Below are 12,354 nucleotides of genomic sequence, written 5' to 3' on the forward strand. Positions count from 1 at the left end.
CCCGGCATCCGAGGATGCCGGGGGCCTTCACCCGTACCGGGGCCTTCACCCGCACCGGGCACCTTCACCCGTACCGGGAACCTTCACCGTAACGGGCACCTTCACCCGTATCAGAGGAGTTCATCCATACCGGAGGGCTTCACCCGTACCGGAGGCCGTGGCTCAGCCGCGCAGTTCCTTCGGTGGGGTCCGCTTGCCGTCCACCTTCTCCACGCGGACCAGTTCGCCCCAGACCACGTAGCGGTAGCGGCTCGTGTAGACCGGGGTGCAGGTCGTCAGCGTGATGTAGTGGCCGGCCTTCTTCCTGCCCGATTCCTCGGGGATCTGCGACAGGACGTCGACGTTGTACTTCGAGGTCTCGGAGAGGACCGAGTAGACCTTGTAGACGTACCAGTCGTCCTTCGTCTCGAAGACGATCGGGTCGCCCTTGGCGAGCTTGTCGATGTTGTGGAACTTCGCGCCGTGGCCGTCCCGGTGGGCGGCGAGGGTGAAGTTGCCCTTCTTGCCGGACATGGGGAGCACGGCCTTGTCGGGGTCCGTGTAGTAGCCGGCCACGCCGTCGTTCAGGACGTCCGCGTCCGTGCCCTTCTCGACCAGCACCTCGCCGTTCCGCATGGCCGGCACGTGCAGGAAGCCGATGCCGTCCTTGGTGTCCAGCGCGCCGGGGCCGGAGACCGTGGCCGCCCAGTGGTCGCGGACCTTGTCGGCCTGCCGGTCGGCCTTGCGGTCCGCTATGACGTTCGTCCACCACAGGGAGTAGACGACGAACAGGCCGAGCAACACGCCCGCCGTGATGAGGAGTTCGCCGAAGACGCTGACCGCCAGGGCGATCCGCCCGGGGCGCCGGCGCGGGCCGGGATCCGGCTCGGACGCGTCCGTGTGTGATTCGGTCTCGTCGGCGGTCGCTGCCACAGTTCCTCTGCCCTTACTCGATGAGCCCTACTCGATGAGCGCGTCCGGCTTGCCCTTGTCGCGCGGGCGTTCCTCGACCATCTTGCCCCAGACGATCAGCCGGTACTTGCTGGTGAACTCCGGCGTACAGGTGGTGAGCGTGATGTAGCGGCCGGGCTCCGTGAAGCCCGAGCCGGGCGGTACGGGCTTCAGCACGCTCGTGTTGGACGGCGGTGTCACCGGCAGCGTCGAGGTGACCTTGTAGACGAAGTACTCGTCCTGCGTCTCGACCACGACGGCGTCGCCGCGCGAGAGCCGGTTGATGTAGCGGAACGGCTCACCGTGCGTGTTGCGGTGTGCCGCGAGACCGAAGTTCCCGGTCTTGGCGCCAGGCATCGCGGTCTTCAGCGCGCCCTCGCCGTAGTGCCCGACCATGCCCTTGTCGAGCACCCGCTTGTTGCTGACGCCCTCCGCGATCGGCGCGACGACGTCCAGCCTGGGGATGTGCAGGATGGCGAAGCCCTGCCCCGGCGCGAAGACGCCCGGGTTCCGCTTGCCGCTCGCCCAGTCGTCCTGGAGCTGGTGCGTCTCGCTGCCGGCCTGCGCGTGCGCGCGGACGTTGGTCCACCACAGCTGGTAGGTGACGAACAGCAGCATCAGCACGCCGGTGGTGATGAACACCTCGCCGATCGCCCGGCTCGCGATGACGGCCGGGCCGGGCTTGCGCAGCCGCGCCTGCCGCCGGGCCTCCACCCGGGACAGCGGCCGACCGGGCGGCGAGGCCGCCGCGGCACCCGGCGGCGGCGCTTGCTCCCGGTTCCCGCCATGACGGCCGCCACGGCGCCTGGCGGCCTTTCTGCGGGCCGCGCGGCCGCCGGGCGTGATTCCGGTGGCGGAAGCAGCCGATGAGGCCCCAGAGCCGCCTACGGCGGCGCGGTCGGGGCCACGGCGCCCCGGCTCCGGGATCCGCAGCGCCATCGTCTCGTCGTCGGCGCGGGCATGGCGACCCGCACCGCGACCGGCCCTCGGCGCACCGTCGTGGGACTCGTACGGGCTCTCGCCGTACAAGTCCTCACGCTCGGGGCGCAGCGCGGTCACGCCGTGGCCCTGCCCACCACCGGGGCGAGCCCCGCCGACCTCGCCACGGCGCCCTGGTCGCCGCATTCCACCAGCCAGTTGGCCAGCATCCGGTGCCCGTGCTCGGTCAGCACCGACTCGGGGTGGAACTGCACGCCCTCGACCGGGAGTTCCCGGTGGCGCAGGCCCATGACGATGCCGTCGTGCGTGCGGGCGGTGACTTCCAGCTCGGCCGGGACCGTGGCCGGTTCGGCGGCCAGGGAGTGGTACCGGGTCGCGGTGAAGGGGGAGGGCAGACCCGCGAAGACGCCCTTGCCCCCGTGCTCGACGGGCGAGGTCTTGCCGTGCAGCAGCTCCGGTGCCCGGTCGACCACACCGCCGTACGCCACCTGCATCGACTGCATGCCGAGGCACACGCCGAAGACCGGCACGCCGGTCGCGGCGCAGTGGCGGACCATGTCCACGCACACCCCGGCCTGCTCCGGCGTGCCGGGTCCGGGCGAGAGCAGGACCCCGTCGAAGCCGTCCTGGGCGTGCGCGGTCGACACCTCGTCGTTGCGCAGCACCTCGCACTCGGCGCCCAGCTGGTACAGGTACTGGACGAGGTTGAAGACGAAGCTGTCGTAGTTGTCCACGACGAGAATCCGCGCACTCACTGGTTGTCCACCGTCACATCGTTGAAGGGCAGGAGCGGTTCGGCCCACGGGAAGACGTACTGGAAGAGGACGTAGATCACGGCCAGGCCCAGTACGAGTGAGACCAGCGCCTTCACCCACGCGTTCCCCGGCAGATGCCGCCAGATCCAGCCGTACATGCCGTCCCTTTCGTATCCCCACGGCACCAGACTCACGCCGTAACGCCACCAGACTAACGGCGCAGAGCCCTCGGTTCGCCTGCCTCCACAGGCTGTGTGGCGTCGAGGTGCGCCCAGACGATCAGCCGGTGACTGTGTCCCCATTCCGGATCACACGTGGTCAGCGTCAGGTACCGGCCCGGGCGCGTGTACCCGGAAATACGGGGCACAGGGTCGATCGCCTCGACGTCCGTGGGAACGGTTTTGTAGGGCCCTTTGTCGATCCGGTAGGTGAACCAGGTCGTACCGTCCGTGAGCACCACCGCGTCACCCGGACGCAGCAGCGGGAAGTCCTTGAACGGGTCCCCGTACGTGCGCCGGTGCCCGGCGACCGCGAAGTTGCCCTCCTGACCGAGCCGGGCCGTCCCGGAGTAGTGGGCCAGGCCCTTCTTCAGCACGTCCGTGCCGGTGCCTTCCAGCACCGGTTTGTTCCACGTGAAACCGAGCCGCGGGATGTACATGATCGCGAAGGCCTTGCCGGGGTGGTACGGCTCCGGTTCCCGCACGGTCACGGTCCGGCCGCCCACCGCGTCCTCCGGCCGGACGGCACCCGTCGACCACTGCCGGTGCAGCCGGTCGATCTGGTCGCTCATGGCGTTGTCGGCCCGCACGCCGGTCCAGAACAGCAGATAGCCCACGAAGAGCACGATCAGGGTGCCGACGGTGATGCACAGTTCGCTGACTGTTCTGACGATCACGCGCACCGGCGGCTCCTGACTGGGACCCGGCTACTCCACGGGCTTCGCGTAGTGCAGATCCACTGTGCCCGAGTAGCCGGGCAGAGTCACCGTCCCGTCATCGGTCACTTTCCAGCCGAGGCCGTAGACGTTGACGTAGACCATGTAGGTCTGGATCGCCTTGCTCGCCGCGAGCGCCTGCTGCAGCTTCCCCGGGTCCCCGACCGCCGTGATCTTGTACGGCGGGGAGTAGACGCGTCCCTGGAGGATCAGGGTGTTGCCGACGCAGCGCACGGCGCTGGTGGAGATCAGCCGCTGGTCCATGACCCTGATGCCCTTGGCGCCGCCCTGCCACAGAGCGTTCACCACGGCCTGCAGGTCCTGCTGGTGGATGACCAGGTAGTCGGGCTGCGGCTCGGGGTAGCCGGGGAGCTTGGCGGTGGCGTCGGGCGGCGCGTCGTTCAGCGTGACGGAGATCGCCCTGCCGGTCAGCTTGTCGGTGCCCGCGTTCTTCTCCAGACCGCTGAGCTTCTCGTCCTGGGCCTTGCTGCTGCCGTCGTCGCTCTCGGCGAGCGAGTCCACGTTGTCGCGCAGGGACCCGTTGGACTCGTCCAGCTCCTTGTTCTTGCGGCTGCGCTCCTGGATCAGGTCCGACAGCTTGAGCAGGGAGGCGTCCTGCCGGATGTCGGTGCCCTTGGCCGTGTCGAAGCTGGTGAAGAAGATGAGCCCCGCCAGGGCGAAGACGGCCGCCGTCAGTATCCGCACCGGCCGGACGCGCGGCTTGGCTCCGGGTCCGGCACCCGTTGATCCCGTCCCGGGGGAGTCGGCAGAATTGCTCAACGTACCCTTATCTCCTTCGGCGCCACGGAAGCACTACGCTAACGGACGCCCGGGGGAGCGGACAGAGTCGTCAGGTCGGCCCCTTGTACGCTGCCCGAGCCCGACCCAGTTACCTGCGCGGCCACGCAGCGCATCGACAGGAGAGACCCTCGTGCCGAAGTCACGTATCCGCAAGAAGGCCGACTACACGCCGCCGGCGGCGGCCAGGCAGGCTCAGGCGATCAAGCTGACCAGCCGTTCCTGGGTCGCGCCCGTCATGCTGGCCATGTTCCTCATCGGCCTGGCCTGGATCGTCGTCTTCTATGTGACCGACGGCTCACTGCCCATCGACGCGCTGGACAACTGGAACATCGTGGTCGGCTTCGGCTTCATCGCCGCCGGCTTCGGTGTCTCCACGCAGTGGAAGTAGCCCTCACCAGCGCTCCCACGGCAGCTCTGCCCACGGCTATCCACTGAGTTATCCACAGGTCGGCAGACGTATCCACATCCCCCTGGGGAAAAGACTACGATCTGTGGATAACTCATCGAGGGTTGACGCCGGTGTGACTGCCCTATCAGTCCCCGCACACGCATTCGCCCCCCGTCCGACCTGCGGAAACACATTCGAGCGACGGGGGGCACAGCTGTGCCCGCACCGTATGCACAGGATCCGCCACACGCTGTGGACAACGGTTCGGTATCAGGTGAGCTGAGCGGTCCTGACCAGCACGAGGACCACCGCGACCAGCAGCACGAGCACACAGGTGCCGTACTGGATCAGCGCCCGTCTCCGGCGCGGCGCGTGCACCATGGCGTAGCCCGTCACGACGCCGGCGACGAGGCCGCCGATGTGGGCTTCCCAGGCGATGTTCATCCCCGGCGCGAAGGTGATCACGAGGTTGATCACCAGCAGGGCGAGGAGCGGCCGCATGTCGTAGTTGAGCCGCCGCATCAGCACGGCCGTGGCGCCGAAGAGACCGAAGATGGCTCCGGAGGCGCCGAGCGAGGGCTGGTTGGGCGCGGCGATCAGATAGCTGAGCGCGCTGCCGGCCAGGCCCGACACGAAATAGAGGGCGAAATAACGGGCGCGGCCGAGCGCCGCCTCCAGGGGCCCGCCGATCCACCACAGGCTGAGCATGTTGAACAGGATGTGGGGGATGCCGCCGTGCAGGAACATCGCGGTCAGCAGGCGGTAGTACTGGCCGTCGGCGACGCCCTGCACCGCGTTGAGACCGGGGACGTAGGCCTGGCCGATCAGCTCGAAGCGGTTGGTGAAGGAGTCGCCCAGGGCCAGCGTCACCAGGAACAGGGCGAGGTTGATCCCGATCAGGACCTTGGTGAGCAGCCGGGGGTCGGCCGTGACCGTGCCGCCGGCCACCGTGCGCGGCCGGGACGCGGCCGGCGCAGGCCCTGTGCCGGAGCCGCCGCGGACGCATTCGGGGCACTGGAAGCCGACCGAGGCACTGACCATGCACTCGGGGCAGATGGGGCGCTCACAGCGGGTGCACCGCACGCCGGTCTCGCGGTCCGGGTGCCGGTAGCACACGGGCACGCTCCGCGCGTCCTGAGCGCTGCCTGCGGCCTGGTCCATCAGATTCCTCGGATTCCCTTGCTTGCTCGTCCTGGGGCTGCCCGGGGCAAACACCCCGCCCCGCTCATCCTTACGGACGAGCGGGGCGTTTGGTTCCCTGCGGCGGATGCCGGGGAGCGAGGGGCTCAGCCCTCGCGCTTCTCGATGACGACCGACTCGATGACGACGTCCTTGGCCGGACGGTCGTTACGGCCGGTGGGCACGCCCGCGATGGCGTCCACGACCTTCTGGCCGGCCGGGTCGGTGACCTCGCCGAAGATGGTGTGCTTGCGGGTCAGCCACGCCGTCGGGGCGACGGTGATGAAGAACTGCGAGCCGTTGGTGCCCGGGCCGGCGTTGGCCATGGCCAGCAGGTACGGCTTGTTGAAGGACAGGTCCGGGTGGAACTCGTCCTCGAACTCGTAGCCGGGACCACCGATGCCGCTGCCCAGCGGGTCACCGCCCTGGATCATGAAACCGCTGATGACACGGTGGAAGATCGTCCCGTCGTACAGCCGGTTCGTGCTCTTCTCGCCCGTTCCCGGGTGCGTCCACTCGCGCTCGCCCTGGGCCAGCTCGACAAAGTTCTTGACCGTGACGGGCGCGTGGTTCGGGAACAGCCGGACCTCGATGTCGCCGTGGTTGGTCTTCAAAGTGGCGTAAAGCTGCTCAGCCACGATCTGCCTTCCGTTGTCTTCCTGTGACTCCCCGATCCTCGCACGGCCGGGGCCCTACGTCGCCCGGCGGCCAGCAGTTGTGCCGGGAAAGCAGCGCCCGGCGCGGTTTCGTGACAGGGTCGACGAGAAGCTCCTGTTGCCCGTAATCGAGCCGAACAGAGCGATCAGCACCCATATGCCCGCCCTCGCATGCCGGGCAGACCACTGACAGGCATGATCCGTAAAAGGGTGGAAAGTCGAATTACCGTACGCCACCGAGGAGGAGGAAACCCGTGACCCGCATCGACAGCGTGCGCGCCGCGACCGGCTCGGCGAAGGACAGCGTGCTGCACGCCGCGGAAGTGGTGGCGCCTTACGCCGACACGGCCAAGGAGCGTGCCGCGTACTACGCGCAGGAGGCACGCGTACGGCTGGCGCCCGTGGTGTCGCAGGCCGCCGAACAGGCCCGCGACCAGTACGACGCCCGGCTCGCCCCACGCCTGGAGCAAGCTCGTGCGCATGTGCCGCCCAAGGTCGACCTGGCAGCGCAGGAAGCCGCCCTTCGTACCCGCAAGGCCGCCAGGCAGGCAGCCATCTACTCGCGTCCGAAGATCGAGCACGCCGTGGCCGCCGCCGCGCCGGTGGCGGACGAGGCCGCCGCTCGCGGCGCCGCGGCTCTGGCCGCCCTGCGCGGTCAGGTCTCGGCGAAGGAGATCAAGAAGCTGGCCAGAAGGAACCAGCGGCGCTCCAGGGCCGGCCGGGCCGTTAAGGGACTGGCGCTGGTGGGCGTGCTGGCCGGCGGCGCCTTCGCGGCCTGGAAGTGGTGGGACAAGCAGGCCAACCCCGACTGGCTGGTCGAGCCGCCCGCGGCCACGGAGGTGCCCGAGGCCGGCCGTATCGGCTCCGTGGACGGCAGCGGCACCTCGGTCCTGGATCCGGAGGTGCAGGCGAAGCTGGCGGAGGACGAGGCCGCGGACCGCGACGACCAGGCCTGAGACGGCCGCGGCTCGCGACCCCGGTGAGACGGTCGGGGCTCGCGATCTGCTCGAACGGGCCGTGGGACCGGTGAGTGACAACTCGCCGGTCCCACGGCCCGTTTCACGTGAAACGGGTGCCCCGCGGCCGCCGGCACGGAGCCCCCCGGCATCCGACGAGAAATGCCCTCCGGAACCTGATTTTCGCAGGTCGGAGGGCATTTTCCGGGGTGGAGCCTAGGGGAGTCGAACCCCTGACATCCGCCATGCAAAGACGGCGCTCTACCAACTGAGCTAAGGCCCCGGGAAGCAGCGACCGGCCGGAATCACGTTCCGGCGGGCGCCGCAGACCAGAGTACCGGGTCTCCCCCCGTATCCCGCAAAAAGATTGGGGGTCCCCGCGGATGACCACTCTCCGTAAGATGCTCGGCGGGGTTCGCTACAGCGAACCGCGGTTTTTCAGGGGAAGCGATGGGGAGACGCAATGGACGCCGCACAGCAGGAAGCCACCGCCAGAGCGCGGGAGCTGCAGCGGAACTGGTACGGGGAGCCGTTGGGGGCGCTCTTCCGTAAGCTCATCGACGACCTGGGGCTCAACCAGGCCCGTCTCGCGGGGGTCCTAGGCCTGTCGGCGCCGATGCTCTCGCAGCTGATGAGCGGCCAGCGGGCCAAGATCGGCAATCCCGCGGTGGTCCAGCGGGTACAGCTGCTGCAGGAGCTGGCGGCGCAGGTGGCGGACGGCAGCGTCAGCGCCGCCGAGGCGACCGACCGCATGGACGAGATCAAGAAGTCGCAGGGGGGCTCCGTGCTCAACAACACCACCCAGACCACCAGCGGTTCCGGGGCACCCACGGTCAAGCGGGTGGTCCGCGAGATCCAGTCGCTGCTGCGCTCGGTGGCCGCCGCGGGTGACATCATCGACGCCGCGGACGCCCTTGCCCCGACCCACCCCGAGCTGGCCGAGTTCCTCCGGGTCTACGGCGCCGGCCGCACCTCCGACGCCGTCGCGCACTACCAGTCCCACCAGAACTGACCTCGGCCCCGGCATCCGCGGGCGAGTGGCGGGAGGCGGAGCCGGAGGGGAGGACGAGGGGGAGCGGGGGTAGAGGGGGAACAGGGGCCAGGGGGAGGAGCGGGGGACTGTCATGGGTGAGGTCTTCGCCGGCCGGTACGAGCTGGCCGACCCGATCGGACGCGGGGGCGTGGGCGCCGTATGGCGTGCCTGGGACCATCGCCGACGTCGCTATGTGGCCGCCAAGGTGCTCCAGCAGCGGGACGCCCACTCGCTGCTGCGCTTCGTGCGGGAGCAGGCGCTGCGCATCGACCACCCCCATGTCCTCGCTCCGGCCAGCTGGGCCGCCGACGACGACAAGGTCCTGTTCACCATGGATCTCGTCGCCGGCGGCTCCCTCGTCCACCTCGTGGGCGACTACGGGCCGCTCCCCCCGGCCTTCGTGTGCACGCTGCTCGACCAGCTTCTGTCCGGTCTCGCCGCCGTCCACGCGGAGGGCGTCGTGCACCGGGACATCAAGCCCGCCAACCTGCTCCTGGAGGCCACTGGTACGGGCCGGCCGCGGCTGCGGCTGTCCGACTTCGGCATCGCCATGCGGCTCGGCGAACCACGGCTCACCGAGACCAACCTCGTGGTGGGCACGCCCGGTTACCTGGCTCCGGAGCAGATGCTCGGCGCCGAACCCGACTTTCCCGCCGACCTGTTCGCCGTCGGCCTGGTCGCCCTGTACCTCCTGGAGGGCGCGAAGCCCGACGCGAAGGCGCTGGTGCAGTATTTCACCGAGCACGGAACTCCGGGGGCTCCCACGGGCGTTCCCGAACCGCTGTGGCAGGTGGTCGCCGCGCTGCTCCAGCCCGACCCGGCGGCCCGCTTCCGCACCGCCTCGGGGGCGCGCAAGGCGCTCGCCTCGGCCGCGGAACTCCTGCCGGAGCCGGGGCCCGACGACGAGTTGATCGAGATATTCGACCAAGTCGGCCCGCTGCCATCAGGGTTCGGCGCCGACGGGCCGCTCCGGAGGGCCTCGGGTGTGCGGAAGGACGTCTCCGACCCGAGCGCCACCGCCGCCCACAGCGGCACCCCCGCCGACCGAGGCGCCGCCGCCTTCCGCAGCGGCACCCCGACCGACCAGAGCGCCACCGGCTCCCGCCCGGACGCCGCCGAACGCGCGGGTGCCGCCGAACGCGAGGGCAGCGCCTTCCGCCCGGACGCGGGCTTCGGCGCGAGCGCTCAGGACCACCCGCACACCGGCTCCGTGTCGGACACCGGAAGCTTTCGACTCCCGCCGCCCCAGGACGACTCGGAGCCCGGTCCCCACCCCTGGCAGATGCCGCCGCCCGCCGGGGAGCAGCGCGAGTACAGCCCGGAGCACACACCTCAGGCAGCGGAGTACGCGCCCAGGGCACCGGAGCACACACCTTCGCTCCCGGAGCGGACACCCTCACTCCCGGAGCGGACACCGGCGTTCCCGGAGCGGACACCGGGGTACCCGGGGCGCACCGCCCCGTTTCCGGCGTTCCCCTCCCACGATCCGACGACGCAGGCCCTGTCCCCCTTCCCGCAGCCGTACGCACCGGGGACCGCCGTCCCGCCTCCGCCCGCGGTGCCGGGGCACCGTGGCGAGGCCGCGACCGCTGCGTACACCGCCCGGAACCCGCAGGTTCCCCCTCCCGCGGCATCGATCCCGGCGAAGCCCCCGGTGCGGGGCCGTCGGGCACACCGTCCGAATCGCCGCCGTCCCGGGCCCCCGGCCCAGGTCGCGATACCGGTCCTGCTGCTGGCGCTGGTCTGCTACGCGGTGGGTTTCTGGGCGCTGACCCGCGCCTGAGGCCGCCGGGCCGCCACCGTCCATCCGCCGAGCACCAGCAGCAGGGCGGTGCCCAGACCGATGCCCCCGGCCGCGACCAGCCTCATCACCGTGCCGTCCGCGCCTGCCGCACCGCCGCTCAGCGCCTCCTCGCGGTCCTGTGCCGTGACGGTGAAGACGTCCGCCGGCTCGGGCCGGCCGGCGTAGCCGGGTCCGGCGTGCGCCTGCCCGTCCACCCGTATCCGCAGCGTCACGCCGAACGGCCCGCGCCCGAAGATCCCGGTCAGCTGCTCGCTGAGGTGCAGGACCAGGTAGTACTCGCCGGCGAAGCGCACGGAGGAGACTCCGGCGGGGACGGCGTGGCGGTTGGCGTACTCGACCGGTGGGAGCGGGGCGAGGGCCACGGACCTCCGGGCGCCGGTGTAGCCGAGAGCGGCGTCGTCGACCAGGCCGCGGACGGGGTTGTGGAGGGCGAGGTGCAGGGCCCCGCCTGCATAGCCGTGACCGTCGGAACCGTCCAGCTCGGCGGAGGCGTGCAGTTGGCGGCCCCAGTCGAGCGGCACCTTGTAGAACCGGGTCTCGCCGGGCACGAGGGCCGTCCGCCAGACCCCCTGGCCGACCGGCGCGGCCGAGCCGAAACCGCCGCCACCGGACCGGTCACGGGGCGCGCCGGTGAGCGGTTCGGGACTGGCGGAGTTCCAGGCCTCCGGCGCCGTGGTGGGCGCTGGCCGGGCGGGCCCGGGTTCCGTGGCGGGCGCGATCTCCAGATCCCAGCGCTGCGCCGAGGCCGCCGCACCGGATCCCTCCGCGTCGAGGCGCTCGACGAGCAGGTAGTACGTCCCCGTGCCCCGGCACAGCGTCTTACCTGCCTCGCGCATGCCCAGCGCCGTGACCGGACGCGGGCTGAGCCCGGCGCCGAAGCGGGCGGCGGCGTACTGGCAGGGGGTGCCGTCCGCGTCCTCGATGGACACGCGGATGCCGTCGGTGGCGGTGACGGGGGCGTTCGCGGGGGGTACGGCGGTGACGGGGACGTACGCCGTGTCCGCCGCCGCGAGGTGCAGACGGTAGTAGAGCCTGCCGTTCTTCGGCAGGGAGCTTCGGTAGGTACGGCCGGGGTCCAGCCGCTCGGCCCCGGCCGTGTCCGCCGCGCCCTCCACGGAGCGGGCGCCGGACGCGAAGTCGTAAGCCCCCGGTCGCACGCCGGCGGCGACCGCGGGACCGCACGGCAGGACGACCAGGGCACACAGCCCCAGCAGCACGGCACCGGCACGCATCCCCAGCCCCCCGGCGCGGGCGCGCGGGCCGAGCCGCACGGTGACCACGCGCGGGCCCGGTGGCGTGGTCGTCGCGCGCGGGCCCGGTGGCATGGTCGTCGCGCGCGGGCGCGCGATCCGGTCACCCCGCCACCACGCCGTACGCCCTCGCCGCCGCACGTGCCACCCCCTGTCGCTCCGCAATCGCGGGCCCCGGCCGCTCCCCGCGGCCTGCCGGGCCGTGGCCCATCCTGCCCCCGGCACCCCTGCGCCATCCGGGCAACGCCTTCGGCCGTCCGAAACGCCCGGCAACGCCCGGCAGGGTCCGTCGCATCCGCGGACGGCCTCCCGGAACGCCTATCTCACCCTCGCCGGCCCCGCAACCCGGGACCGCGCAAGCCGTCGCCGCGAGGCGGGCGCGCGGTCCGTGGCCCGCGCCCCACAGCCGCGGCCACACCCCGATCCCGGAGGCCGGGACCATGAGCCAGGGCCTGGAACCTGGGGCCATGAGCCCGGAGCCCGGAACCTGGGGCCATGAGCCCGGCGCCTGGGCCATGAGGCCGGGCCTGGAGCCCGGAAAACGCAAAACCCCGACCGCGAGGCGGCCGGGGTCTGTTCGATTCAGGTGTCGGGACTCACGAACCCGTGGGCACGGAGTCAGTCGCCTCCGTCCACAGATCCTGCTCGGCGCGATCCGCCTGGATCTGGCGGTACACGAGGAGCCCGCCGATGGCGGCCAGTGCGACCAGGAGCAGCTTCTTCACCGCG

Annotated in this window: 14 protein-coding genes and 1 tRNA gene; 4 read left to right on the plus strand and 11 right to left on the minus strand. The window is 71.0% G+C overall.

The genetic code is table 11. From position 1 onward, the window contains the following. Positions 1-162 precede the first annotated feature (162 nt). The 6 genes from ACGFT2_RS24650 to ACGFT2_RS24675 are packed head-to-tail and all read right to left on the minus strand — an operon-like array spanning position 163 to position 4,338. Positions 163-912: a class E sortase gene (locus ACGFT2_RS24650; RefSeq protein ID WP_393281822.1), complete on the minus strand. Its 750-nt coding sequence runs from the start codon at positions 910-912 to the stop codon at positions 163-165. Between the two features lie 27 nt (positions 913-939). Further along, positions 940-1,989 (minus strand): class E sortase, encoded by a 1,050-nt coding sequence (locus tag ACGFT2_RS24655; RefSeq protein WP_393281824.1) that lies wholly within the window; start codon positions 1,987-1,989, stop codon positions 940-942. Beyond that, positions 1,986-2,624, minus strand: a complete 639-nt coding sequence (locus ACGFT2_RS24660; protein ID WP_311126650.1) for an aminodeoxychorismate/anthranilate synthase component II — start codon at positions 2,622-2,624, stop codon at positions 1,986-1,988. The genes ACGFT2_RS24655 and ACGFT2_RS24660 overlap by 4 nt, the downstream gene beginning before the upstream one ends. Beyond that, positions 2,621-2,818 carry a hypothetical protein gene (locus ACGFT2_RS24665; RefSeq protein WP_393282228.1) on the minus strand — a complete coding sequence of 66 codons (198 nt, stop codon included), beginning with the start codon at positions 2,816-2,818 and terminating at the stop codon, positions 2,621-2,623. The genes ACGFT2_RS24660 and ACGFT2_RS24665 overlap by 4 nt, the downstream gene beginning before the upstream one ends. 17 nt (positions 2,819-2,835) lie before the next feature. Next, positions 2,836-3,525 (minus strand): class E sortase, encoded by a 690-nt coding sequence (locus ACGFT2_RS24670; RefSeq protein ID WP_393281827.1) that lies wholly within the window; start codon positions 3,523-3,525, stop codon positions 2,836-2,838. 24 nt (positions 3,526-3,549) lie between these two features. Beyond that, positions 3,550-4,338, minus strand: coding sequence for a DUF881 domain-containing protein (locus ACGFT2_RS24675; RefSeq protein WP_393281829.1), 789 nt, complete (start codon positions 4,336-4,338; stop codon positions 3,550-3,552). 151 nt (positions 4,339-4,489) lie between these two features. Here ACGFT2_RS24675 and crgA point away from each other — a divergent pair, with 151 nt between their 5' ends. After that, complete coding sequence (crgA, locus tag ACGFT2_RS24680; RefSeq protein WP_393281831.1) at positions 4,490-4,747, plus strand: cell division protein CrgA; 258 nt, start codon at positions 4,490-4,492, stop codon at positions 4,745-4,747. A gap of 270 nt (positions 4,748-5,017) precedes the next feature. Here the strand turns inward: crgA and ACGFT2_RS24685 are convergent, their stop codons facing one another. Next, positions 5,018-5,908, minus strand: coding sequence for a rhomboid family intramembrane serine protease (locus ACGFT2_RS24685; RefSeq protein WP_393281833.1), 891 nt, complete (start codon positions 5,906-5,908; stop codon positions 5,018-5,020). 125 nt (positions 5,909-6,033) lie between these two features. Then, complete coding sequence (locus ACGFT2_RS24690) at positions 6,034-6,564, minus strand: peptidylprolyl isomerase (protein WP_393281835.1); 531 nt, start codon at positions 6,562-6,564, stop codon at positions 6,034-6,036. Positions 6,565-6,836: 272 nt separating this feature from the next. Between ACGFT2_RS24690 and ACGFT2_RS24695 the strand changes: the two genes are divergently transcribed. After that, the gene (locus ACGFT2_RS24695; RefSeq protein WP_393281837.1) at positions 6,837-7,538 is read left to right on the plus strand and encodes a DUF5324 family protein; all 702 of its coding nucleotides are present in this window, start codon (positions 6,837-6,839) and stop codon (positions 7,536-7,538) included. A gap of 210 nt (positions 7,539-7,748) precedes the next feature. Here ACGFT2_RS24695 and ACGFT2_RS24700 read toward each other — a convergent pair. Continuing rightward, positions 7,749-7,821, minus strand: a tRNA-Ala gene (locus tag ACGFT2_RS24700). 180 nt (positions 7,822-8,001) lie between these two features. Between ACGFT2_RS24700 and ACGFT2_RS24705 the strand changes: the two genes are divergently transcribed. Continuing rightward, positions 8,002-8,550, plus strand: a complete 549-nt coding sequence (locus ACGFT2_RS24705) for a helix-turn-helix domain-containing protein (RefSeq protein ID WP_393281839.1) — start codon at positions 8,002-8,004, stop codon at positions 8,548-8,550. Between the two features lie 112 nt (positions 8,551-8,662). Further along, positions 8,663-10,354, plus strand: coding sequence for a protein kinase (locus ACGFT2_RS24710; protein ID WP_393281841.1), 1,692 nt, complete (start codon positions 8,663-8,665; stop codon positions 10,352-10,354). On the opposite strand, the gene ACGFT2_RS24715 is transcribed toward ACGFT2_RS24710, so the two are convergent. Together ACGFT2_RS24715 and ACGFT2_RS24720 are read right to left on the minus strand one after the other, a co-directional pair. Next, positions 10,318-11,607: a hypothetical protein gene (locus ACGFT2_RS24715; protein ID WP_393281842.1), complete on the minus strand. Its 1,290-nt coding sequence runs from the start codon at positions 11,605-11,607 to the stop codon at positions 10,318-10,320. The two genes, ACGFT2_RS24710 and ACGFT2_RS24715, sit on opposite strands and share 37 nt — an antisense overlap. Before the next feature lie 614 nt (positions 11,608-12,221). After that, entirely contained in the window at positions 12,222-12,350 is a 129-nt protein-coding gene (locus ACGFT2_RS24720) for a DLW-39 family protein (RefSeq protein ID WP_003999697.1), read from the minus strand. Between the last annotated feature and the right edge of the window lie 4 nt (positions 12,351-12,354).

Source organism: Streptomyces sp. NPDC048514 (assembly GCF_043199955.1).
Classification (GTDB): Bacteria; Actinomycetota; Actinomycetes; order Streptomycetales; family Streptomycetaceae; genus Streptomyces.